At 63.4% G+C, this 22,430-nt stretch carries 20 protein-coding genes; 12 read left to right on the top strand and 8 right to left on the bottom strand.

All coding sequences use genetic code 11. The features are described from left to right. The first annotated feature begins 121 nt into the window (after positions 1-121). The gene (locus tag AB4N80_RS21500; RefSeq protein WP_460078711.1) at positions 122-2,275 is read left to right on the top strand and encodes a WG repeat-containing protein; all 2,154 of its coding nucleotides are present in this window, start codon (positions 122-124) and stop codon (positions 2,273-2,275) included. A 42-nt stretch (positions 2,276-2,317) separates the two neighbouring features. On the opposite strand, the gene AB4N80_RS21495 is transcribed toward AB4N80_RS21500, so the two are convergent. Continuing rightward, on the bottom strand, positions 2,318-2,671 hold the full coding sequence (locus tag AB4N80_RS21495; protein WP_046062747.1) for a hypothetical protein: 354 nt from the start codon (positions 2,669-2,671) through the stop codon (positions 2,318-2,320). 430 nt (positions 2,672-3,101) lie between these two features. Between AB4N80_RS21495 and AB4N80_RS21490 the strand changes: the two genes are divergently transcribed. Beyond that, positions 3,102-7,970: an NAD-glutamate dehydrogenase gene (locus tag AB4N80_RS21490; protein ID WP_122566410.1), complete on the top strand. Its 4,869-nt coding sequence runs from the start codon at positions 3,102-3,104 to the stop codon at positions 7,968-7,970. A 184-nt stretch (positions 7,971-8,154) separates the two neighbouring features. Here the strand turns inward: AB4N80_RS21490 and AB4N80_RS21485 are convergent, their stop codons facing one another. From AB4N80_RS21485 to pdxR, 3 genes are all read right to left on the bottom strand, one after another. Beyond that, positions 8,155-8,559 (bottom strand): cupin domain-containing protein, encoded by a 405-nt coding sequence (locus tag AB4N80_RS21485; RefSeq protein WP_122566411.1) that lies wholly within the window; start codon positions 8,557-8,559, stop codon positions 8,155-8,157. A 298-nt stretch (positions 8,560-8,857) separates the two neighbouring features. After that, positions 8,858-9,151 (bottom strand): putative quinol monooxygenase, encoded by a 294-nt coding sequence (locus AB4N80_RS21480; RefSeq protein WP_122566412.1) that lies wholly within the window; start codon positions 9,149-9,151, stop codon positions 8,858-8,860. A gap of 121 nt (positions 9,152-9,272) precedes the next feature. Beyond that, positions 9,273-10,706: a MocR-like pyridoxine biosynthesis transcription factor PdxR gene (gene pdxR / locus AB4N80_RS21475; protein ID WP_122566413.1), complete on the bottom strand. Its 1,434-nt coding sequence runs from the start codon at positions 10,704-10,706 to the stop codon at positions 9,273-9,275. 194 nt (positions 10,707-10,900) lie between these two features. Here pdxR and AB4N80_RS21470 point away from each other — a divergent pair, with 194 nt between their 5' ends. Then, positions 10,901-11,341: a carboxymuconolactone decarboxylase family protein gene (locus tag AB4N80_RS21470; RefSeq protein ID WP_122566414.1), complete on the top strand. Its 441-nt coding sequence runs from the start codon at positions 10,901-10,903 to the stop codon at positions 11,339-11,341. 191 nt (positions 11,342-11,532) lie between these two features. Here AB4N80_RS21470 and AB4N80_RS21465 read toward each other — a convergent pair whose 3' ends face one another. After that, positions 11,533-11,874, bottom strand: coding sequence for a hypothetical protein (locus tag AB4N80_RS21465; RefSeq protein WP_122566415.1), 342 nt, complete (start codon positions 11,872-11,874; stop codon positions 11,533-11,535). Positions 11,875-12,079: 205 nt separating this feature from the next. Between AB4N80_RS21465 and AB4N80_RS21460 the strand changes: the two genes are divergently transcribed. The 3 genes from AB4N80_RS21460 to AB4N80_RS21450 are packed head-to-tail and all read left to right on the top strand — an operon-like array spanning position 12,080 to position 14,233. Continuing rightward, positions 12,080-12,712 (top strand): secretin and TonB N-terminal domain-containing protein, encoded by a 633-nt coding sequence (locus AB4N80_RS21460; protein ID WP_122566520.1) that lies wholly within the window; start codon positions 12,080-12,082, stop codon positions 12,710-12,712. Continuing rightward, a complete protein-coding gene (locus AB4N80_RS21455) occupies positions 12,709-13,254 on the top strand; it encodes a sigma-70 family RNA polymerase sigma factor (RefSeq protein WP_060742015.1) in 546 nt (181 codons plus the stop codon). Before AB4N80_RS21460 ends, AB4N80_RS21455 begins: the two co-directional genes overlap by 4 nt. A gap of 37 nt (positions 13,255-13,291) precedes the next feature. After that, on the top strand, positions 13,292-14,233 hold the full coding sequence (locus tag AB4N80_RS21450; protein WP_122566521.1) for a FecR family protein: 942 nt from the start codon (positions 13,292-13,294) through the stop codon (positions 14,231-14,233). Between the two features lie 336 nt (positions 14,234-14,569). Here the strand turns inward: AB4N80_RS21450 and AB4N80_RS21445 are convergent, their stop codons facing one another. Together AB4N80_RS21445 and gspH are read right to left on the bottom strand one after the other, a co-directional pair. Continuing rightward, positions 14,570-15,181, bottom strand: a complete 612-nt coding sequence (locus AB4N80_RS21445; protein WP_122566416.1) for a type II secretion system protein GspJ — start codon at positions 15,179-15,181, stop codon at positions 14,570-14,572. Next, entirely contained in the window at positions 15,178-15,630 is a 453-nt protein-coding gene (gene gspH, locus AB4N80_RS21440) for a type II secretion system minor pseudopilin GspH (RefSeq protein WP_092445040.1), read from the bottom strand. The genes AB4N80_RS21445 and gspH overlap by 4 nt, the downstream gene beginning before the upstream one ends. 117 nt (positions 15,631-15,747) lie before the next feature. On the opposite strand from gspH, the gene AB4N80_RS21435 reads away from it, so the two are divergent. Beyond that, the gene (locus tag AB4N80_RS21435) at positions 15,748-16,218 is read left to right on the top strand and encodes a type II secretion system protein N (RefSeq protein ID WP_460078706.1); all 471 of its coding nucleotides are present in this window, start codon (positions 15,748-15,750) and stop codon (positions 16,216-16,218) included. A gap of 75 nt (positions 16,219-16,293) precedes the next feature. Here the strand turns inward: AB4N80_RS21435 and gspI are convergent, their stop codons facing one another. After that, positions 16,294-16,671 carry a type II secretion system minor pseudopilin GspI gene (gene gspI, locus AB4N80_RS21430; protein ID WP_122566418.1) on the bottom strand — a complete coding sequence of 126 codons (378 nt, stop codon included), beginning with the start codon at positions 16,669-16,671 and terminating at the stop codon, positions 16,294-16,296. A gap of 148 nt (positions 16,672-16,819) precedes the next feature. Here gspI and gspG point away from each other — a divergent pair, with 148 nt between their 5' ends. Genes gspG through gspD form a run of 5 tightly spaced genes read left to right on the top strand, consistent with a single transcriptional unit; the run spans position 16,820 to position 22,367 of the window. Then, on the top strand, positions 16,820-17,269 hold the full coding sequence (gspG, locus tag AB4N80_RS21425; RefSeq protein ID WP_122566419.1) for a type II secretion system major pseudopilin GspG: 450 nt from the start codon (positions 16,820-16,822) through the stop codon (positions 17,267-17,269). Between the two features lie 8 nt (positions 17,270-17,277). Continuing rightward, entirely contained in the window at positions 17,278-18,264 is a 987-nt protein-coding gene (gspK, locus tag AB4N80_RS21420; protein WP_460078703.1) for a type II secretion system minor pseudopilin GspK, read from the top strand. Continuing rightward, entirely contained in the window at positions 18,261-19,442 is a 1,182-nt protein-coding gene (gene gspL / locus AB4N80_RS21415; RefSeq protein WP_354339093.1) for a type II secretion system protein GspL, read from the top strand. The genes gspK and gspL overlap by 4 nt, the downstream gene beginning before the upstream one ends. Continuing rightward, positions 19,435-20,010, top strand: a complete 576-nt coding sequence (gspM, locus tag AB4N80_RS21410; RefSeq protein WP_354339095.1) for a type II secretion system protein GspM — start codon at positions 19,435-19,437, stop codon at positions 20,008-20,010. The genes gspL and gspM overlap by 8 nt, the downstream gene beginning before the upstream one ends. Further along, complete coding sequence (gspD, locus tag AB4N80_RS21405) at positions 20,007-22,367, top strand: type II secretion system secretin GspD (protein WP_460078699.1); 2,361 nt, start codon at positions 20,007-20,009, stop codon at positions 22,365-22,367. Before gspM ends, gspD begins: the two co-directional genes overlap by 4 nt. The last annotated feature ends 63 nt before the right edge of the window (positions 22,368-22,430 follow it).

Here is a 22,430-nt window from a genome sequence, read left to right as displayed (position 1 = left end):
CCACAGGGGCGACGATCCAGACAGATCCTCATCAGAACCGACCCCTCCAGCCGATTTGCAGCGCGTAAGGCCGTGTGGTTAGCTGCCTGCCTTTCCCTGCCCTGTGACTACCGAAGCCACCATGAACTTTACCCAGCCTCGCTTGAGATTGCTGTCGATACTGAGTGTGACCTTGTTGGTGGTGGGCTTTACGTCCTATTACCTGTTTCGCCACAGCGGCGCGCCGGCCGATGAAGGTTTCGCCGCCGAGCAACTGAACGAAGGGGGCATGGAAGACATCGGCACGCTGGCACCGCCCGAGGTGGAGAAACGCCTCAACTACTTGATTCAGGACGCCGGTGAAAGCCTCAGGTCCTTGGAGTTGGTCAGTGATGTGCAACTGAGCCTGACCGTCGAGACGAACGAGCCTGCCGATGAGCAGCCGCTGCAATACGAGCCGCTGTTTGTGCCGTTCACAAGTGCGCAACTGAAAGCTGAACTGGCGTCGATCCAGGGCCTGCGTTTTACCCAGCGGCTGTTCGCCGAGGGTTCTGAGGTGCGGCTCGATACCAGCAGCCTTGATCCGCTCTGGAAGCGTGCCGCCACGCCGGATGAGCCGGCGGCCGAGCAATACCTGCCGCAGCGCCTGCGTTTTCGCGATGGCAGCGAAAAAACCTTCGCCGAGCTCAAGGGGTCGCCTGAGGTAGAGTCCGACGACACGATCTCGTCCCATGACGCCTTTGCACTGTCGGTGAACAAACCGCTGGCGAGTCTCGGCCTGACAGTCGCGTACCGCAGCTACCCGGCGTTCAAGAAAGTGGTGCTGGACAAGGATCACCCGAAAGTGACCCTGGACGACGGCCAGTCCTTCCAGCTCACCGCCCTGGGTGATGGCAGCGCCTCCGTGCGCTTGAGTACGCCGAAATCGTCGACCTTCGTGGTGCAGGGGCTGGATGATGCGGGCAGGGCGCTCTACAGCAACGGTAACAACGCTCGGGCGTTCCCCTCCGATGGCGATATCGCGGCGTTGCATGACTATTACAAGGCGTTGCTGCAGACCAAGGACGATCTCAAGCAGCTCAAGACCGGTCAGGCGGTGCAACAGCAGTTGCAGCGCTTGACCGAGGCGCTGGCCGCACAGGTGGGACCGTTGAAAAACACCGAGGTCGATTATCAATTCGAGGCGGCCCCGCAACGTATCGTCATCCATGTGCTCGATCCGATGGAAGACAACACCGTGGCGTTCACCCAGGTCGACAACGTCCTTGCAGCCCAAGCGCGGTACATCGCCCTGGACCGGAACGCCGAGCGCTACGGCTTCATCGACCAGGCCGGCCAGTGGTTGATCAAGCCCCGTTGGGTGCAGGTGCAAGATAGCCAGATGGCCGATACCTACACGTTGTTTTCCCCGGAGAAGTCCAGCGACCCGGACTCGCAGTGGCAGGCGTTGCGCAGCCAGCTCGCCTATTTCCCCGCCGGTAGCAACAAGCTCGTGGAGTTGCCGTTCGAGCACATCGTCGAGGTATTGAGCAATGGCCTGCTGTTGGTGGAGCGTGAAACCAACGGCCCATATGGGCTTTACGATGCCAGGAGTCACCGTTTCGTGTTGCCGATGAAATTCGTCAACCCCACCGTGACCGACAACCTGTTCATCGCCCGTCTCGGCAAGCGAACCGATGTCACGGAGGGCCTGTACGGTGCCTATACCCTGGATGGCAAGCAGATCCTGCCGACGCAATTCTCGGGCATCGAGCACAGCGAGGGTTTGCTCTACGCCAGTGCCCCCGATCGGCGTCATCAGGACGTTTTCGACCTGGAAGGTAAACGGATCAACCTTCAGGGTGACAACGTGATAGGCCGGTTTGTGGGTCAGCAACCGCTGCTGGTGCAGGACACTAAAAGCCGGAAATTCGCGTTTATCGATCGCCAGGGCGCGCGGCTACCCATCAAGTTGCCGTATGACGAAGTGACACCGTTTTCCAACGGCATGGCGGTGGTCGCCCGGGATGGTAGCTACGGTGCCATCGACCTGGCGGGCAGGCTGCGGGTGCCGCTGGATTACAGCCAGATCAACGCGTTTCAGACCCGTTACGCCGCGGCCATCCGGGCCGGTGGTGGTTCCGGGCTGGTCTTGATCAGTCAGGACAACAAGGTGATCAAGGCACTGGGGTCCTACACCAGCATGAAGGTGCCGGATAACGGCAATGAGGCCCGTTACTACGTAAGGGATCCGAATAACGATGACGAGTACCTGGTCTATGACGCTGACGGCAATCTCGTGCAGAAAGACGAATAACAGCTGGCGCACTGATCCTGTGGCGAGGGGTCGCCTTGGGAGTCAGAGCTGGCTTATATAGGTCCCCGTCCCCTTGAGGATGTTCTGCAACGTCAGTTCCACTTCCGCCAGGTCCGCCGCGTCGGTGTCGTGGATGATCTCCAGCACATCGTCGCCGTTGAGCGCATCGGCATCCGCCGGGGCAATTTCAATCAGCAGGCGGGTAGGGCTGAGGGTGACCTTGACGCCGTCCAATGTCGAAGGCTCTCCATCAAGGGCGATTTCCAATTCGTCTTCGTCGGGGTAGCGCGTCATCAGGAACATTTCGCCCTGGGCGCTGTGGCAGCAGAGCATGGCCATGTTGTCTTCTTCGTCGTCGCACGGGTTGGCGATCAGAAGGGCGGTGGTCATTTGCATGGTGATGGCTCCAGGATCGAGTGCACCTGCGGGGTGCGAAAAGTGGATTTTGCCAGCCTGAAGGATTTTCTGCTGGTTTACCGCCTCGGGGTGCCGTTTGGTCCCCAGCCTGCTAGGGTTGTTCGGTGCGTACCGGCTGTTTAGCTAGCCGATGACCGAATATGTCGCAGCGCTGCAAGCAGGCAGGTTGTCGCACTCGTTAAGCTGCGCAACGGATGTGCACCCGCCAAGGCCACCCCTGGGTGGTTTTTGCAGGTGTCCATGACAGGAAAATTACATGGAAAAGGATGTGACCTGCGGGTCGTGTCCAGCTTCACCCACCTGTCATCCTGTTTCCTCTGCCCGAGAATCAGGAACGGGATGGCCGACAGCCCCGCAGGGGTTGCACGCGACGCTTCAATCAATAACAAGCCCAAGCGGAGTACCACAGATGGCGTTCTTCACCGCAGCCAGCAAAGCCGACTTCCAGCACCAACTGCAAGCGGCACTGGCGCAGCACATCAGTGAACAGGCACTGCCACAAGTGGCGCTGTTCGCTGAACAATTCTTCGGCATCATTTCCCTCGATGAACTTACCCAGCGCCGGTTGTCCGACCTCGCCGGCTGCACCCTGTCTGCCTGGCGCCTGCTTGAGCGCTTCGATCACACGCAACCGCAGGTGCGCGTCTACAACCCCGATTACGAACGCCACGGCTGGCAGTCGACCCACACGGCCGTGGAAGTGCTGCATCACGACCTGCCGTTCCTGGTGGACTCGGTCCGCACCGAGCTGAACCGTCGCGGCTACAGCATCCATACCCTGCAAACCACCGTGCTGAGCGTGCGTCGCGGCAGCAAGGGCGAATTGCTGGAAATCCTGCCAAAAGGCACCCAGGGCGACGATATCCTGCAAGAGTCGTTGATGTACCTGGAGATCGACCGCTGCGCCAACGCCGCCGAACTCAACGTCCTGAGCAAGGAACTTGAGCAAGTGCTGGGCGAAGTGCGCGTGGCCGTGGCGGATTTCGAACCGATGAAAGCCAAGGTCCAGGAAATCCTCGACAGCCTGGACAGCAGCGCCTACGCCATCGACGCTGATGAAAAGAGCGAGATCAAGAGTTTCCTGGAATGGCTGGTGGGCAACCACTTCACCTTCCTGGGCTACGAAGAGTTCGTGGTACGCGATGAGGCCGACGGCGGTCACATCGAGTACAACCCCGAGTCGTTCCTCGGCCTGACCAAATTGCTGCGCGCCGGCCTGACCGCCGAAGACCTGCGCATCGAAGACTACGCCGTCGCCTACCTGCGCGAACCGACCCTGCTGTCGTTCGCCAAGGCCGCGCACCCGAGCCGCGTACACCGTCCGGCCTACCCGGACTACGTGTCGATCCGCGAGATCGACGCCAACGGCAAGGTCATCAAGGAATGCCGCTTCATGGGCCTGTACACCTCTTCGGTGTATGGCGAGAGCGTGCGGGTCATCCCATATATCCGCCGCAAGGTTGCGGAAATCGAGCGTCGCTCGGGCTTCCAGGCCAAGGCGCATCTGGGCAAGGAACTGGCCCAGGTGGTCGAAGTGCTGCCCCGTGACGACCTGTTCCAGACCCCGGTGGACGAGCTGTTCAGTACCGTCATGTCCATCGTGCAGATCCAGGAACGCAACAAGATCCGCGTGTTCCTGCGCAAAGACCCGTATGGCCGTTTCTGCTACTGCCTGGCCTACGTGCCACGTGATATCTATTCCACCGAAGTGCGCCAGAAGATCCAGCAAGTGCTGATGGATCGCCTGAAGGCTTCGGACTGCGAGTTCTGGACCTTCTTCTCCGAATCCGTACTGGCCCGTGTGCAGTTGATCCTGCGGGTGGATCCGAAGAACCGCCTCGACATCGACCCGTTGCTGCTGGAAAAAGAAGTCGTGCAGGCCTGCCGCAGCTGGAAGGACGACTACGCCAGCCTGGTCATCGAGAGCTTCGGCGAAGCCCAAGGCACCAACGTGCTGTCGGATTTCCCCAAAGGCTTCCCGGCCGGCTACCGCGAGCGCTTTGCCGCGCATTCGGCCGTGGTCGACATGCAGCACCTGCTGAGCCTGAACGAAAAGAACCCGCTGGTCATGAGCTTCTACCAGCCACTGGGCCAGGTCTCCGGCCAGCGCGAGCTGCACTGCAAGCTGTATCACGCCGACACGCCGCTGGCGCTGTCCGACGTGCTGCCGATCCTGGAAAACCTCGGCCTGCGCGTGCTGGGCGAATTCCCGTACCGCCTGCGCCACACCAACGGCCGCGAGTTCTGGATTCATGATTTCGCCTTCACCGCCGCCGAAGGCCTGGACCTGGACATCCAGCAACTCAACGACACCTTGCAGGACGCCTTCGTCCACATCGTGCGTGGCGATGCCGAGAACGATGCGTTCAACCGCCTGGTGCTGACCGCCGGCCTGCCATGGCGTGACGTGGCGCTGTTGCGTGCCTATGCCCGTTACCTGAAGCAGATCCGCCTGGGCTTCGACCTGGGTTACATCGCCAGCACCCTGAACAACCACACCGACATCGCTCGCGAGCTGACCCGGTTGTTCAAGACCCGCTTCTACCTGGCGCGCAAGCTCAGTGGCGATGACCTGGAAGACAAGCAACTGCGTCTGGAGCAAGCGATCCTCTCGGCCTTGGACGACGTCCAGGTGCTCAACGAAGACCGTATCCTGCGTCGCTACCTGGACCTGATCAAGGCCACCCTGCGGACCAACTTCTACCAGACCGACGCCAACGGCCAGAACAAGTCCTACTTCAGCTTCAAGTTCAACCCGCACCTGATCCCGGAACTGCCGAAACCGGTGCCCAAGTTCGAGATCTTCGTCTACTCGCCACGGGTCGAAGGCGTGCACCTGCGCTTCGGCAACGTTGCTCGCGGTGGCCTGCGCTGGTCCGACCGTGAAGAAGACTACCGCACCGAAGTGCTGGGCCTGGTAAAAGCCCAGCAAGTGAAGAACTCGGTGATCGTGCCGGTAGGCGCCAAGGGTGGTTTCCTGCCACGTCGCCTGCCGCTGGGCGGCAGCCGGGACGAGATCGCGGCCGAGGGCATCGCCTGCTACCGCATCTTCATCTCGGGCCTGTTGGACATCACCGACAACCTCAAGGACGGCGCGCTGGTTCCACCGGCCAACGTCGTGCGGCATGACGACGATGACCCGTACCTGGTGGTCGCGGCGGACAAGGGCACTGCAACCTTCTCCGACATCGCCAACGGCATCGCCATCGACTACGGCTTCTGGCTGGGCGATGCGTTCGCCTCCGGCGGTTCGGCCGGCTACGACCACAAGAAAATGGGCATCACCGCCAAGGGCGCGTGGGTCGGCGTTCAGCGTCACTTCCGCGAGCGCGGCATCAATGTCCAGGAAGACAGCATCACCGTGGTGGGTGTCGGCGACATGGCCGGCGACGTGTTCGGCAACGGCTTGTTGATGTCCGACAAGCTGCAACTGGTCGCGGCCTTCAACCACCTGCACATCTTCATCGACCCGAACCCGGAGCCTGCCAGCAGCTTTGCCGAGCGCAAGCGCCTGTTCGACCTGCCGCGTTCGGCCTGGACCGACTACGACGCCAGCATCATGTCCGAAGGTGGCGGTATCTTCTCGCGCAGCGCGAAAAGCATCGCCATCTCGCCACAGATGAAAGAGCGCTTCGACATCAAGGCCGACAAACTGACCCCGACCGAACTGCTCAACGCCTTGCTCAAGGCGCCGGTGGACCTGTTGTGGAACGGCGGTATCGGTACTTACGTCAAGGCCAGCACCGAAAGCCACGCCGATGTCGGCGACAAGGCCAACGATGCGCTGCGGGTGAACGGCAACGAACTGCGCTGCAAGGTCGTGGGCGAGGGCGGCAACCTGGGCATGACCCAACTGGGTCGCGTCGAATTCGGCCTCAATGGCGGCGGTTCCAACACCGACTTCATCGACAACGCCGGTGGTGTGGACTGCTCCGACCACGAAGTGAACATCAAGATCCTGCTCAACGAAGTGGTGCAGGCCGGCGACATGACCGACAAGCAACGCAACCAGTTGCTGGCGAGCATGACCGACGAAGTTGGTGGCTTGGTGTTGGGCAACAACTACAAGCAGACCCAGGCCCTGTCCCTGGCGGCACGCCGCGCCTTTGTGCGGATCGCCGAATACAAGCGCCTGATGAACGATCTGGAAGCCCGGGGCAAGCTGGACCGCGCCATCGAGTTCCTGCCGACTGAAGAGCAACTGGCCGAACGTGTCGCGGCGGGCCATGGCCTGACCCGTGCCGAACTGTCGGTGCTGATCTCCTACAGCAAGATCGACCTCAAGGAAGCGCTGCTCAACTCCCTGGTACCGGACGACGATTACCTGACCCGTGACATGGAAACCGCGTTCCCGCCGACGCTGGTGAGCAAGTTCTCCGAGGCCATGCGTCGCCATCGCCTGAAACGCGAGATCGTCAGCACCCAGATCGCCAACGACCTGGTCAACCACATGGGCATCACCTTCGTCCAGCGGTTGAAAGAGTCTACGGGCATGAGCCCGGCAAACGTGGCTGGCGCTTATGTGATCGTGCGTGACATCTTCCACCTCCCGCACTGGTTCCGTCAGATTGAAGCCCTGGACCACCAGGTCTCGGCCGACGTGCAACTGGAGCTGATGGACGAGCTGATGCGCCTGGGCCGTCGCGCCACGCGCTGGTTCCTGCGCAGCCGCCGCAACGAGCAGAACGCTGCCCGTGACGTCGCGCACTTCGGTCCGCACCTGGCGGCGTTGGGCCTCAAGCTCGACGAACTGCTGGAAGGCCCGACCCGCGAAGGCTGGCAGACCCGCTACCAGGCTTACGTCGCGGCCGGCGTGCCAGAGCTGCTGGCGCGCATGGTTGCCGGCACCACGCACTTGTACACCTTGTTGCCGATCATCGAGGCGTCCGACGTCACCGGCCAGAACGCCGCCGATGTGGCCAAGGCTTACTTCGCCGTGGGCAGCGCCCTGGACATTACCTGGTACCTGCAACAGATCAGCGCTCTGCCGGTGGAAAACAACTGGCAGGCCCTGGCCCGCGAAGCGTTCCGCGATGACGTCGACTGGCAGCAACGGGCGATCACCATCTCGGTCCTGCAAGAGGGCGATGGCGCCCAGGACGTGGAAACCCGCCTGGCGCTGTGGCTGGAGCAGCATCACGATATGGTCGAGCGCTGGCGTGCCATGCTGGTGGACATCCGCGCCGCCAGCGGCACCGACTACGCCATGTACGCGGTGGCCAACCGCGAACTGTTGGACGTGGCGATGAGTGGTCAGCAGGTCAAGACGGCCAACTGATCCGACGTTGAATGGAAAAGCCCCGCATTGAGAGATGCGGGGCTTTTTTTGATTTAAAGATTCACTGTGGCCTCTGTGGGAGCGAGCTTGCTCGCGATAGCGGTGGGTCAGCGACATTGAACTTGACTGATCCACCGCCATCGCGAGCAAGCTCGCTCCCACAGGGGGACTACGTCTCGGCGGGTCAGTTTTTCAGCGGAATCAACACCGCCTCATCCTCTCCCATCACCATGAACACCAGCAATTTCGCCGGTTGGCTCGCGCTGGCGTTTTTCGACACAAGGTGCTCGGACCCCGCCGCTTCATACCAGAACTCCCCGGCCTTGTAGGTCTTCGCCGGCTCGCCCTTGACCTGGGAGGTGATGGCGCCTTCCAGCACATAGGCCATGGCCGTGCCTTCGTGTTTGTGGGCAATGGACGCTTGGCCGGGGGCATAGTTGACGGTCAGCATCATGGCTTTTTTGCCTGGAACGTTTTTTAGCATTTGCTCCTGCAACACCGTGACCTTCTCCGACGGCGCGGCTTCGTGGGCGTAGGCTTGGGTCATGGGCAGCAGGCTGAGGGCGGCAAACAGACAGAGGGTTTTCATGGGGGTAAGGCCTGTGTGGTTTCGAGTGATTTCGCGCTGTCGCGACGATGGGTTCACCCTAAGCCCCAGGGTGGCGCAAGCAAACGTCCAATCTTTCGGAAGGTGGGTAGACCAATGGGCTGGGCCAATGAGGCTATTGGCTGGTGAGCGCTTTTGTGGCGAGGGGATTTATCCCCGCTCGAGTGCGCAGCACTCGCCAGATCCGTCGCCGATACGAAGATTTTGGGGCTGCTGCGCAGCCCAGCGGGGATAAATCCCCTCGCCACAACTTGGCTAGGCAGGGATGAAGTTGTGGGCCTCAGACAATCGGAAAACTATTGAAATCCACGCTTCGGGCCAGACGGTTGTCGATCAGGCTGATGAAGCCTTGCACTTCAGGGCAATTGAAGTGGGCTTGCATGGCCGCTTCCGATTGCCAGCGGGCGCTGACGTTCCAGCGGTCGCCATCGTCCGGGCAACGGTCGACCAGATAGGCATCGCAGCCTGGGAGCGCGCGCAGGGTCTCGACGATTTGCTGCAATTGCCGGCCCAGTTCTTCCGAGCGACCGGCGGCGGCTTGCACCTGTACGGTATTGATCACTTGGCGAGACATTGTTTCAGGCTCCTGAATCAAGTCGGACGGGGGTGTTTACTCGCAATGACACCCGTGCAGGATAGGCCTGGCGATGCAAGGCTCAAACAGCCAATGGGCGGATAAATGCCCAGTCCAATCCTCAGGCCACCTGCTGCAGAATGTCGCGCAAACGGTCGAGGGCGATGTCGATGTCCAGGGTTTCGATCGCACCGAAACCGAAGAACAGGCCCGGCCGCACAGGCACATCATTAAAAAAGCCCGCGAGGCTGTAGAGCCCGACCTCGGCTTTTCTCGCCAGCTCGATCACCAGCGCCAGGTCCATCGGCACCTTGCACAACACCGCCATATGAAAGCCCGCAGTGGTGGGCACGGCCTCGAACCAGGGTGACAAGTCCCCGGCCATGCGCGCCAGGATCCGCTCACGGCGCCCGGCGTACAGGGTGTGGCAGCGGCGGATGTGCTTGAGCAGACAGCCTTCGGCGATGAACTTGGCCAGTGCCCATTGGGGCAGGGTAGAGGTGTGCTGGTCGGTGAGGCGCTTGGCCAGGATCACCGCTTCAAGGATCGCTGGCGGCAGGATTGCGTAACCGAGCCGCAGCTCCGGCAACAGGGTCTTGGAGAAGGTGCCGACGTACGCGACGATGCCGCGCTCATCCAGGCTCTGCAACGAATCGGCGGGCCGGCCTTCGTAGCGGAATTCGCTGTCGTAGTCGTCTTCGATGATGATTGCCCCCAGCTCATAGGCGCGCGCCAGCAAGGCCTCGCGGCGGGCCTGGCTCATGGGCATGCCCAGGGGAAACTGGTGGGAGGGCGTCACATAAATCAACCGCGTGCCGTCGGGGATCAGGTCCACCCGCATGCCGTGCTCGTCCACCGGCACCCCGGCCACCGTGGCGCCCTGGGAGCCGAACAGCAAGCGCGCCGGCGGGTAACCCGGATCTTCCATGGCCACCAGGCTGCCGGGGCGGGTCAATACCCGCGAAATCAGGTCCAGGGCCTGTTGCGCGCCGTTGCACACCACGACGTCTTCATCCTGGCAATTGACCCCGCGAGAAAACGCGATGTGCCGGGCAATGGCATTGCGCAGCGACGGCAGGCCTTCGGGCTGGCTGTAGAAGCCCTTGGCGCTGGCGATCTGGCGCAGCGCGTGGGCAGTGCAGCGCCGCCAGTCGTCCAGCGGAAACTGGCCCTTGCCGGTGGCGCCGCCGATGAAGTCGTAGCGCAACGCACCTTCGAGGGTGGGATGGCGCATCAGGTCCGGCATGGTGCGCCAGGCCTCGACGACGTCGGCGCCGGCCAGCTCGCGGTGGCTTTGCTTGCGCACGACTTTGGCCGGCCGCGCATTGACGTAGGTGCCTTTGCCGATGATGCCGGTGAGGAAGTTCTCGTAGGTCAGTTGGGCGTAGGTGTCGGAGACGGTCTTGCGCGAGACCCCCAGTTGCTCGGCCAGCAGGCGGCTGGGCGGCAGTTGCGTGCCAGCGGCCAGGCGACCGCTTTCGATGGCGCTGCGCAACTGTTGATACAACTGGCCCGACAGGTCCTTGCGGCCGTTGATGACAACATGAAGTTCCATACCCGCAAGCTCCTGGGCGATTGTTGGCGGCCAGCATCAAAGGCGCAAGATTACCCGCATTGTGCGACTGCATAGAAGTTGCGTGGAGAAAATCCCGTTCATTGGACTTGTCCCCGGTTTTTTCGACGAATTGGACCTGTCATTGCCCAGTCTCAGGGCCTACCGTGAAGTTCTCGAATGCCACGGAGCCCGCCATGAGCCCGCGTCTGGATTACTACACCGCATCCCCCGGGGCGATGCGCGCCATGATCGGCCTGGAAGCCCTGACCAGTCGCCTGAGTATCGAACCGGCGCTGCTGCACCTGATCAAGATCCGCGCCTCGCAACTCAATGGCTGTGCCTTCTGCACCGACATGCATTCGGTGGAAGCGCGGCGTCAGGGCGAGACCGAGCGGCGGCTCTACGCGGTGGCGGTATGGCGCGACAGTGGTTTCTTCACGGCTCGCGAACGCGCCGCCCTGGCCTGGACCGAGGCGGTGACGCTGTTGGCGCAGAGCCAGGTCCCCGATGACGTCTATGCCCAGGCCCGGGCCTGCTTCAGCGAGGAGGAACTGGTGGACCTGACCCTGGCGATCAGCACCATCAACAGCTGGAACCGGCTGGCGGTGAGTTTTCGCCAGAGTCCGGGGGGGTGATTGTCTGGAGCAAGCTCCTAAGTGTGTTCCTGTGGCGAGCTGCTTTTGTGGCGAGGGGATTTATCCCCGTTGGGCTGCGTAGCAGCCCTAAACGCCTGTATCTCGGTGTTTCAGAAGGATTGAGTTGTATGCTTTTGGGCCGCTTCGCGCCCCAACGGGGATAAATCCCCTCGCCACAAAAAGCAGTGTCGTTACTTTGTCAGGGGTGAGTTGTTAGCCGGAGCCGGCGGCCTTTGCGGTTTGACCGAGGTGCCAAACGTATTACCCATGCGCACCCCCGTGGCCGCCGGGGTTGCCAGGCCGATGCTGTTCGGTGCGCGTTCATTGACCGGCACGTTCATGGCCTCTTGGGCCTGTTGCGCCGCCTTCGCGGCCTGCGGGTCGTTACCCATCTGCCGGCTGAGGCAGTTGTAGTCGGGGGTCTTGTAGCCACCGACAGTCACCTCGATACAGGCCGGGGCTTCTTCGCCCTGGGCCCAGGGCAGGGCCATGCACAGCCCGAGGCCTGCGATCATGTTCATCCACTGTTTCATCTCCGACCTCCTGGCCCGCGGCAGCGGACGGTGCGTTGTCAGGGCATCAGTCTAGTGCGGCCTGGAGGATTTGTATCAGTTGTCATACGACATTCATAAACACCCCTCAGGATGACGATTTTCAACGGATACGTCAGTTGTGCAGCAGGGCAGAGCCGGGGGCGAACGCGGACGTGGATTGACCAGCGTGCCCTTGGGGTGGCTGATGGTGTTGCTGTGTCTGCTGGCCGGGCCGATCCAGGCGGTTGGCCTGGTGGACCTGGACATCGCGCCCCAGGAACTGACCACGGCGCTAGAGCAGTTCAGTCGCGCTACGGGCATGGCGGTGCTGGTGGACCATCAGTTGTCGAGCCAGCGCCAAACGCTGGGCGTGCAGGGGCGGTTCACCCCCTCCGACGGGTTGCGGGTGTTGCTCAGCGGCACCGGGCTGGCGGCGCATTATGCCCGGGCGGATGCGTTCACGTTGCAGCCGGTTCGGGTCCGCGAGGTTCCGCTGCCTGCCGGTGTCACTCCGGGCATGAGTGACAGCAACTACGCGGCAGCCATCCAGACGGTCATCCAGCGCAATTTATGTCGTTCACCGTTGACCCGCCCAGGCAGTTTTCGGGCGGTGCTGCAAGTGTGGATCGGCCGGGACGGCGTGGTCCAGCACAGCCGCCTGGTCAGTTCCACGGGCGACCTGATGCGGGACAAGGCCTTGGTCAACAGTTTGCAAAACCTCAGGATCGACCGCCCCGCGCCCAGTTCGTTGCGCCAGCCGGTGACCCTGCTTTTGTTACCCGACTCATCAGGAAGAAGCATGGAATGCATGACAGGGGAAGGGGTGTCCGGGCGATGAAAGACATCGGTCGCAGCCCGTTGGTGAAGTTGTTTCTCACCTCCTATGAGGATTTCAGGGTGCGCCTGCGCAGACGCCTGGGCTCCGAGGAACTGGCCAACGACGTGCTGCATGAAACCTACCTACGGGTCGATCGCATGGTCGACACGCCGGACATCGCCCAGCCCAATGCTTATCTGTATCGCATGGCCCTGAACATCGCCGCCGATCGTCGGCAGGCCGATGCACGCTTGCTTACGGGCGATGAAATCGAGGAATTGCTGCAGGTCTCGGATGAAGCGCTGGACCCGGCGCGGGTGGTGGGTGGGCAGAAGGAGTTGCAGACCTTGCTCAAGGCCTTGTACGAACTGCCGGCGCGCCGTCGCAGGATTTTCATCGCCGCCCGCCTGGAAGAAGCGCCGCATCTGGAAATCTCCCAGCGCTTCGGTATTTCCACCCGCATGGTGGAGAAGGAAATCAAGGCGGCGCTGGGGCATTGTGCCCTGCGCCTGGAAAGAAAAGTCATTCAGCGGTTCGGTCCCGGCGCGGGAAAACCGTCTTGAGAGTAGAGACCCGACCCTTTCATGAGTGTGTGTGCGCTTGAACATCTTCAGCATCGCTTCCCCTGACGCCACGCCCCAGGCCCGATTGGCCAGCGAGGCCCGAGATTGGCTGATCCTGCTGACCTCGGGGCGCGCCACCGTGGCCGATGCCCGGGCCTTGCGCTTGTGGTGCGGGCAAAGCCCCGAACATGCGCAGGCCTTTGAACAGGCCAAGGTGCTGTGGCAGGGGCTGCAACCCGCCGCCGCGGCGTTGCAGGCGCCCCGGCATTTCGGCCGTCGGGCGTTGTTGGGTGGCGCCATCGCCGCATCGGCGGCTTTCCTGTTGATCCGCGCCACGGTGCCCGGCGGTGTTTCCGGGTTGGGGGCCGACTACATCACCGATGTCGGCGAACAGCGCCGAGTGGAATTGGCCGAGGGCGTCAGCCTGGAGCTCAATACCCAGACCCGTCTCAGCCGCCACGCGCTGGCCGATGGCGGACAAGGGTTGGAGTTGCTCAGTGGCGAAATTGAAGTGCAGGGGCGCAGTGCCCAGGTGGTCAGCGTCCGGGCCGGCGCCGGTTGGATCAGCGCCGCCCGGGCACGCTTCAACATCCGCTACACCGACCAGAGCGTCTGCGCGACCTGCCTGGAGGGCGTGGTGCAGGTCGAGGTGCAAGGCCAGCGGTTTCGCCTGGAACCGGGTATGCAGCTGACTTACGACCCTCACCAGGTGGGCGTTCTCAAGCGTGCCGATGTGTCGGCCGCCATTGCCTGGCGTGAGCAGGTCCTGGTGTTCAACGACGCGTCCCTGGCCAGCGTCATCGACGAAATCAACCGCTACCGTCCCGGCATGTTGTTGCTGCTCAACCGCGAGCTGGGCCAGCGCAAGGTCCACGCACGGTTTCGCCTCGACCAGTTGGCGGGCGTGGCGCTGTTGATCCGTGATGCCTACGGCGCCAAATGCACCGAATTGCCGGGTGGGGTGGTGGTACTGAGCTGAGGCCAGCGGCGTCTGGGCGGGCCTCATCGCGAGCAAGCTCGCTCCCACAAGGGACTTATGCCGGGCCCAAAACCTGAGGCCACCCAATAACCCTGTGGGAGCGGGCTTGCTCGCGAAGAGGCCTGTAGGCTCGACATCAATGTCGACTGTCATGCCGCTTTCGCGAGCAAGCCCGCTCCCACCAGGAACCAGTGCTTGGCTCAAGTCTTCGGTTCACTCCATAACCCTGTGGGAGCGAGCTTGCTCGCGATGGGGCCGGCACATTCGACATCCTCTTCAACAGACCCACCGCTATCGCGAGCAAGCTCGCTCCCACAGGGGACAGTGTTGTTCGGCTTATTCCAGTGGCCCTAATACTTGCCGATATTTCTCGACGCCTTGGGGTGTCTGGCGACTCAGGCTGATCTCGATGCCCGTCGGGTTTTCCTGGCGGTTGCCGCTGAGTTTGCGCCAGCCTTTCTCCGTGTCCCAGTACCGCAGGCCGGCGTCGCTGACGTCACTGAGCACGGCCACGCCCGGGCCGGGTGCGGGCAGGGGGTAGCGGTTGCGGGCCTGGCCTTGGGCGCGGTAAAGCGTGTCGCCCTTGAGCCACCAACGCACCCGTTGCAGATCGCCTTCCTGGGCCGCCGCCACGCGGATCACATCCAGGCGAAAGCCCCGGCCTTCGGTGCTGCGCACGGTGAGGGCGGGCGGCGCGGTCGAGGGCGGGTCGTCGACGCCGGGTTTGACCGGTTCGCTCAGCTCGATGCTGGCGCGCAGGGCGACGTCGCGCTCCAGTTGGTTCAAGACCCGCAGCAGCGCTTCGGTCTGTTCGGTACTGGCCTGCAAATGGCTGTCGGCACGGGTCACGCTGTCCAGCCCGCGCCAGGCGATCAGACTGACCACCGCCATCAGCAGGATCGCCACCATCACTTCCAGCAAGGTGAAACCCGCCTGCCGGGCGCTCATTGGAGTTGCACCCGTCCGGCGGCACTGCGTTGCACGGTGAGGCTGTTCTGGCCGTCCGACAAGCGGATCTGCAAGGGCTCGCCGATCCACTCGGCATTCAGCACGACCCGCTGCCTGGGTTCCACGCGAACCTCCATCGACGGACTCTGCCAGCGCCGTCGACGCAGTTGCGGGTCGTCCTCGAAGCGATCAACCCCGGTGCCCCGGTCCGCGCGGCGACTGAAGCCAAAGCCCTTGGCGTCCCATCGCCAGGTAATCGGCCGCCCGTCGGTGCGCGCTTCGGTCTGGGCCAGTTGCAACAGCTGCACCAGCCGTTCGCCATCCTGGCGCAGCAACTTCAACGGGTCCGGCTTGATGCTCAGGCTCACGGCGGCACTGGCGATGCCGATGATCACCAGCACCACCATCAATTCGATCAGGGTAAAACCGCGTTGCTTGCCGAGGTTCATGCGCGCTCCTTTGCGTAAAGGTCACTCTGCACGGTGAAGATGATAAGGATGTGAAATAAAACGGAGAGAATTGACGCGTACGCTGCAAGCTGGAATCAAAAAAAGGAGATTCAGGCCATGGCGTTCATCGAGCGTGTGTCCCCGGCGCAAATCGTCCAGGCCGTGGGCTTGTTGGCGGCGTTGGCCGGGGTGGCGACCTGGTCTTCGCTGCTGCTCACCTCGGCCGAGTCCCGCACCTCGGACGTCGCCCCGCAACGCATGGCCGAGCGTTCCGATAACCCGGCGTTGCAATGGTTCTCCAACCAGCCGGCACCGGTGGACATCAAGGTCAGCGGGGTGATGGCCGGCACCCACGCCGCCGTGGCGATCCTCAGCCTCAACGACGGACCGCCGCGCAGTTTCCTGGTGGGTGAGCGCGTGGCCCAAGGGGTGCGGCTGGTGGCGATCGAGGCGCAGGCGGTGGTCATCGAGCGGGGCAAGGAGCAGACCCGACTGGTCCTGGCCCGGTTGCCGGATTCAGTGAGTTTGCCTCCCCTGTGGGAGCAAGGCTTGCCCGCGATGAAGACGACGCAGTCTCCGAGGAAATGAGGCGCCTGTATCGCGGGCAAGCCTTGCTCCCACAGATAAACCTCTCGCCACAAAGGATGTGTTAGCCCACAACGCTCAAGGTTTCTCCCGGCTGACCAACGTCTCCAACCGAGCCAACGGCGGTGCTTCGCGACTGCGGTCCGACACGCTCAGTTCAACCCGCAGCAGTCGACCGTTTTCCACCGGGCGCAGGGTCTGTTCGCAGCGCAGCAGCAAGCGCCCCTGGTCGCACTCGAACACTTTCGAACCCTGGGCAAAACGGCCTTCCAGACGCAACTGCGCCAGTTGGCTGCGGGCGGCCAGCAGCGCGATGGATTTGTCCCGCAACAGGCCGTTGCTCTGGGTCATCACCGCGGCCACGCGCACGGCGGCCGACATGGCCACGGCGATGATCGCCAGGGCCACCAGCACTTCGATCAGGGTGAAGCCGGCTTGCGGAGCAGGGCGTGGCATGGCGCGGGCTCGAGGGCGAGGACAACCTGCAACGCTAGCCGACGTTCGTGACCGATTGACGACGCAAGCTCCTGAGCAATTTCAATATCACTGACATATTTTCTTGCAACACTGCGCCTCGAATCGAATCCAGCGAAGGACCGTCGAGATGCAGATCGCCCGTTACAACGCCCGCTCCCAAGGCCCTCGCGGGCAGTTGGGTTTCACCCTGATCGAAATCATGGTCGTGGTAGTGATCCTCGGCATCCTGGCGGCGATGGTGGTGCCCAAGGTCCTCGACCGTCCCGACCAGGCGCGGGCAACGGCGGCGAAACAGGACATTGGCGGCCTGATGCAAGCCTTGAAGCTGTACCGCCTGGATCACGGCAGTTACCCGAGCATGAACCAGGGCCTCAAGGTGCTGGTGGAGAAACCGGCCGACGCGAAAAACGGCACCTGGCGCTCCTACCTCGAGCGCCTGCCCAACGACCCATGGGGCCGCCCCTACAACTACCTCAACCCCGGTGCCAACGGCGAAGTCGATATCTTTTCCCTGGGGGCCGACGGCCAGCCTGATGGCGACGGCGTGAATGCCGACATTGGCTCCTGGCAGTTGTAAGGGCCGTGATGCGAACGGATTCGCCCCTCGCGGCGAAGCAGCGCGGCATGGCGGTGATCAGTGCCTTGCTGATCGCTGCCGTGGTGGCGGTCATCGCCGGCGGCATGCTGACCCGCCAGACCCTGTTCACCCGCAGCCTGGAGGCCGAGCAGTTGCGCGTCCAAGGCGCGGCGCAGTTGCAGGGTGGCTTGCAACTGAGTCGCCAGTTGCTCTGGGACGCCCGCCAGCGCGATCCACTGACGCGCTTCGGCCAACCCTGGGCGAAACCCATCGTGATGCCGGGCTCAGGCCAGGTTGACACGCCGTTCGAAGGCCAGCTGGAAGATGAGCAAGGCAAGTTCAACCTGCGCAACCTCGTCGCCAATGAGCGCGTGGACGAGGAACAAGTGCGCGCCTTCGAACGCCTGTGCCAGCAGTTGGGCGTGGCTGCGACGGTCCGCACGCGCATCGTCGAAAGGGTGGTCGAGGCCTATCCGCGCCTGTTGAATCCGCAGCGGCTGGATCAGGCGCCAAAGGCCAATACCTTCAACAGCGGCCGCGAAACCTCGCCAGAGGCCGACAACACGCCGCTGGCCCCGACGCGCCCGATGCTGCGTACCTTGCAAGACCTGCGCAGCGTCAAGGGCGTCACCACGCGGTTACTGGACACACTGACGCCGTACGTGACGATCCTGCCGGCCAACACCTGGATCAATGGCAATACCGCCAGTGCCCCGGTGCTGGCCGCCTACGTGCCGGGGCTGTCGCTGCAACGGGCCGAGGCCCTGGTCAGGGAGCGCGACGGCGGCCACTGGTTTATCAACCGCGGGGATTTCGTCAATCGCCTGCGCATGCCGGAGCTGGAGACCGCCAGCGTCAAGGTCGGCATCACCAGTGACTGGTTCCGCCTGCGGGGCCAGGCGCGCAGCGGTCAGCGGCGGGTCGAACTGGACGCATTGCTGCAACGCACCGAGGACCGTTTGCCCCAGGTGATCTGGTCAAGGGTGGGCGTATGACGCGCTTGCGCATTGCCCTGGTGCCGCTGGGCAGCCTGGACCTCGACAGTGTGGTGGCGTTTGCTTGGCTGGATCGCCAGGGCCAGGTTCGCGAGCAAGGCCTTAGCAGCCTCCGGGCGTTGGGCCAGGGCGGCAAAAACCTTTCGGTGGAGTGTTTCCTTCATCCCCGCGACAGCCTGTTGACTCGCCTGGAGTTGCCGTCGTTGCCGGCGGCCAAGATCACCGCAGCGGTGACGTGCGCAGCCCAGGCCCTGATGCTCGGTGCCAGCGAACACATGCAGGTGGCCCACAGTCCGCGCGACGTTGATGGGCAAGTGCAGATCGCCTGGCTGGACCGTGAATCCCTCGCCCATCTGGGGCGGCTGGTGCACCAGGCCGGCATGAAGCTGCGCGGCCTCTATCCGGCGGCCTACGCCTTGCCGGTGCTGTCGGGGCCGGTGGCCTGTATCGAGGACGACCATCTGCTGGTGCGTCATGGCCTGCAGCACGCCGTGGTGCAACCGTTGCAGGAGGAGGCGCTGGACGAGTGGCTGCTGGAAACGGGCGCCGGGTTGCACTGGGTCGGCGAGGCTGCGCCGCAACCTTCGATCAATACCTTGGCTGAAAGCCAACGCTGGACTGGCCCGGCGCCGGGCTGGGGCTTGCATGCCGGCCTTTCACGCAACGCCGTCGCACGCGGTGGCTGGGGCCGGGCGGCGGCGATCTGCGCGGTAGCGCTGGCGGTGTGGGTGGTCGGGCTGAACCTCTACGCCGCCCGCGAAGCGGCCCAGGGCCAACGGCTCAAGGCGCAGATGAGCCAGCGGGTGAAACAGGCGTTTCCCGAGTTGCCGGTGATCCTCAACCCGCTGCAACAGGCACGCCAGCAGGTCGCGGCGCGCCAGAGCGGTGCGGCGACCGACCCGGCCCAACGCTTTGCCAGCCTGGTGCAGCAAGCGGGCAGCGCCATGCCGTTCATGAGCGGCAATGTCCAGGCATTGGTGTTCGAGAACGGTGAATTGCGCCTGAGTGTCGTGGCCGAGGCGCAGAAAACCACCGCCGAAGAAGATTGGAAAATCCCCCTGGCCCAGGCCGGCATCGACGTCGCCGCCATCGACCAGGGCTGGCGCCTGCGGGTGGCCCCGGCCGGCCAGGGTACCCAGGATTCCTCCGACGAAACCCCGGACGCCGACGATGAATAAGCACTCCCTGTCCCTGGCATGGGTCCGTTTGCAAACTTTTCGTACGCGTTTGCGCACGTTCTGGCAGGGGCTTGCCGTGCGCGAGCAAGCTGCTGTGGCCCTGGCTGCGTTGGTGTTGGGCGGCTGTCTGGTCTGGCTCGCGTTGATTGAGCCACCGCTCAAGACCATCGCCTACTGGCAAGCGGAAACCCCGAAGCTACGGTCGCAAACCGAAGCCCTTGAAGTGCTGTTGCGTGACGTCGCCGGGCCTGCCCAAGACCAGCCCCTCGAAGTCGCCTTGCGCCAGAGCCTGGATGCCAGCGGCTTGAGCCAGCACTACCAGTTGCAAGCGTCCGGCACCGAGCAACCCAGCACTTGGCAGCTCACGTTCGACCAGGCCCCGGCGGAGGCAGTGATCAGCTGGCTGCTGGGCAACCCACGGCAGTTCTCCCTGGAAGTGATCGAGGCCCGTTTGCAGCGCACCGCCCTTGCCAATCCCGATAATCACGACAACCTCGACAACAGCGCCGGCACACTGTCCGGAACCGTTCGCATGGATCAGGCGCAAAGCGCTAAGGAAGCTTCATGAAAGGGGCCCGATACCCACGTCATTGGCGCAAGGCCGCGCCGCTGTTGTTGCTGGCGTTGAGTGCCTGCAACAGCACGCCGCCCGCGTCGCAGCCGCCGTTGCTGGTGGACAGCGAGCTGGGTGTTCCGTTGGGAAGTACCCAGCGTAGCGGCGATGCATTGCTCGATCGCCAGCGGGCCCAGGACCTGCGTGAACGCAAGCCCGCGGTGCGGCATCAGGTCGACCTCACCGCCCGTGCCCGAGAACCCCGCAGCAATGTGCCGGCGCGCACGCCCCTGGGGGATCAACCGGTGACGCTGAATTTCGTCGAGGCGGATATCCAGGCGGTGGTGCGGGCCTTGTCCCGTTCCACCGGCCAACAATTCCTGGTGGACCCGCGGGTCAAGGGCAACCTGACGCTGGTTTCCGAAGGCCAGGTCCCGGCTCACCAGGCCTACGACATGTTGCTGGCCGCCCTGCGCATGCAAGGCTTCAGCGTGGTGGACGTCGGTGGCGTGGCCCAGGTGGTGCCGGAGGCCGACGCCAAGCTGCTGGGCGGGCCGATCTACAGCGCCGACAAACCGGCCGGCAACGGCATGCTGACACGCACCTTCCGCCTGCAATACGAAAACGCGGTGAACCTGATCCCGGTGCTGCGCCCGATCGTGTCGCCGAACAACCCGATCAATGCCTACCCGGGCAACAACACCATTGTCGTCACCGATTACGCTGAAAACCTGGCGCGGGTGGCGCAGCTCATCGAGGGCATCGACACCCCGAGTGCCATCGACACCGACGTGGTGCCGATCCACAACGGCATCGCTGTCGACATCGCGCAGATGGTTTCCGACCTGCTGGAAACCCAGGGCGGCGACCAGACCCAGAAAATCAACGTGATCGGCGACCCGCGCTCCAATTCCATCATCATCCGCGCCGGCAGCCCCGAGCGCACGGAGCTGGCGCGCAACCTGATCTACAAGCTCGACAACGCCCAGAACAACCCGAGCAACCTGCACGTGGTATACCTGCGCAATGCCCAGGCCGGCAAACTGGCCCAGGCCCTGCGCGGCTTGCTCACCGGGGAAAGCGAAGGCGAGGGCAACGACAACTCGCGCTCGGTACTCAGTGGCATGGGTGGCAGCACCAATGGCCAGAGCGGGCAGGGCAGCAGTGGCGATGGCACCAGCAGCACCACCAGCGGCAGTGCGTCGACCACCAGCAACGGCTACGCCCAGGGCAGCAACGGGACCACCTCCGCTTCGACGAAAAACGAACAGAACACCGCGTTCAGCGCCGGCGGTGTGACCATCCAGGCCGACGCCACCACCAACACCTTGCTGATCTCCGCGCCGGACCCGCTGTACCGCAACCTGCGGGAAGTCATCGACCTGCTGGACCAGCGTCGCGCCCAAGTGGTGATCGAGAGCTTGATCGTCGAGGTCGGCGAGGACGACGCCAGCGAGTTCGGCGTGCAATGGCAGAGCGGCAACCTGGGCGGCAGCGGTGTAATCGGTGGGGTCAACCTCGGTGGCAGCGGGCTCAACCTCAATGGCAAGACCAGCATCGACGTGCTGCCCCAAGGCCTGAACCTGGGCCTAGTCAACGGCACCGTGGACATTCCCGGCATCGGCAAGATCCTCGACCTCAAGGTCCTGGCCCGGGCCTTGAAGAGCAAGGGCGGCACCAATGTGCTGTCGACGCCGAACCTGCTGACCCTGGACAACGAAGCTGCGAGCATTTTCGTCGGCCAGACCATTCCCTTCGTCAGCGGCAGCTACGTCACCGGCGGCGGTGGCACCAGCAACAACCCGTTCCAGACCGTGACCCGCGAGGAGGTGGGTTTGAAGCTCAATGTCCGGCCGCAGATTTCCGAAGGTGGGACGGTCAAGCTCGATATCTATCAGGAAGTTAGCAGCGTCGACAATCGCGCTTCGAGCACCACGGGGATCGTCACCAACAAGCGCGCCATCGACACCAGCATCCTGTTGGACGACGGGCAGATCATGGTCCTTGGCGGGCTGCTGCAGGATGGCTACAGCCAGAGCAACGACGCGGTGCCGTGGTTGTCGACGATCCCTGGAATTGGGGCGCTGTTTCGCAACGAGCGGCGACAGATCTCCAAGACCAACCTGATGGTGTTCCTGCGGCCCTACATCATCCGCGACACGGCGGCGGGACGCGGCATCACCCTCAACCGCTACGACTTCATGCGCCGCGCCCAAGGCCTGCTGCAACCGGATCGCAGCTGGGCGATGCCGGACATGCAGGCGCCGCAACTGCCAGCCTCGGCCCGGGCAATTCCGGGGGCGGCGCCCGTGAGCCTGCAAACGCCCAGGGCGGCGATCAAGGCAGTGCCGGTCGAAGGAGGCGCTCGCTGATGAACACCCAACCTATGGGAGTTCGCGGCATGCACAATACTGAGGTCACCCCAAGACACTGTG

Source organism: Pseudomonas sp. H3_A02, assembly GCF_054671965.1.
This window is presented reverse-complemented; position numbering and strand designations above follow the sequence as displayed.

What these genes read in the sequence shown, in the direction of transcription:
- gspH (WP_092445040.1), bottom strand. Translation starts at nt 15,630, where the DNA reads ATGAACCTCGGCAAGCAACGCGGTTTTACCCTGATCGAATTGATGGTG.
- AB4N80_RS21495 (WP_046062747.1), bottom strand. Translation starts at nt 2,671, where the DNA reads ATGCAAATGACCACCGCCCTTCTGATCGCCAACCCGTGCGACGACGAA.
- AB4N80_RS21480 (WP_122566412.1), bottom strand. Translation starts at nt 9,151, where the DNA reads ATGTCTCGCCAAGTGATCAATACCGTACAGGTGCAAGCCGCCGCCGGT.
- gspG (WP_122566419.1), top strand. Translation starts at nt 16,820, where the DNA reads ATGCAGATCGCCCGTTACAACGCCCGCTCCCAAGGCCCTCGCGGGCAG.
- gspI (WP_122566418.1), bottom strand. Translation starts at nt 16,671, where the DNA reads ATGCCACGCCCTGCTCCGCAAGCCGGCTTCACCCTGATCGAAGTGCTG.
- AB4N80_RS21460 (WP_122566520.1), top strand. Translation starts at nt 12,080, where the DNA reads ATGGTGTTGCTGTGTCTGCTGGCCGGGCCGATCCAGGCGGTTGGCCTG.
- AB4N80_RS21470 (WP_122566414.1), top strand. Translation starts at nt 10,901, where the DNA reads ATGAGCCCGCGTCTGGATTACTACACCGCATCCCCCGGGGCGATGCGC.
- AB4N80_RS21500 (WP_460078711.1), top strand. Translation starts at nt 122, where the DNA reads ATGAACTTTACCCAGCCTCGCTTGAGATTGCTGTCGATACTGAGTGTG.
- AB4N80_RS21435 (WP_460078706.1), top strand. Translation starts at nt 15,748, where the DNA reads ATGGCGTTCATCGAGCGTGTGTCCCCGGCGCAAATCGTCCAGGCCGTG.
- gspM (WP_354339095.1), top strand. Translation starts at nt 19,435, where the DNA reads ATGAATAAGCACTCCCTGTCCCTGGCATGGGTCCGTTTGCAAACTTTT.
- gspD (WP_460078699.1), top strand. Translation starts at nt 20,007, where the DNA reads ATGAAAGGGGCCCGATACCCACGTCATTGGCGCAAGGCCGCGCCGCTG.
- AB4N80_RS21490 (WP_122566410.1), top strand. Translation starts at nt 3,102, where the DNA reads ATGGCGTTCTTCACCGCAGCCAGCAAAGCCGACTTCCAGCACCAACTG.
- AB4N80_RS21445 (WP_122566416.1), bottom strand. Translation starts at nt 15,181, where the DNA reads ATGAGCGCCCGGCAGGCGGGTTTCACCTTGCTGGAAGTGATGGTGGCG.
- AB4N80_RS21485 (WP_122566411.1), bottom strand. Translation starts at nt 8,559, where the DNA reads ATGAAAACCCTCTGTCTGTTTGCCGCCCTCAGCCTGCTGCCCATGACC.
- gspK (WP_460078703.1), top strand. Translation starts at nt 17,278, where the DNA reads ATGCGAACGGATTCGCCCCTCGCGGCGAAGCAGCGCGGCATGGCGGTG.
- pdxR (WP_122566413.1), bottom strand. Translation starts at nt 10,706, where the DNA reads ATGGAACTTCATGTTGTCATCAACGGCCGCAAGGACCTGTCGGGCCAG.
- AB4N80_RS21455 (WP_060742015.1), top strand. Translation starts at nt 12,709, where the DNA reads ATGAAAGACATCGGTCGCAGCCCGTTGGTGAAGTTGTTTCTCACCTCC.
- AB4N80_RS21465 (WP_122566415.1), bottom strand. Translation starts at nt 11,874, where the DNA reads ATGAAACAGTGGATGAACATGATCGCAGGCCTCGGGCTGTGCATGGCC.
- gspL (WP_354339093.1), top strand. Translation starts at nt 18,261, where the DNA reads ATGACGCGCTTGCGCATTGCCCTGGTGCCGCTGGGCAGCCTGGACCTC.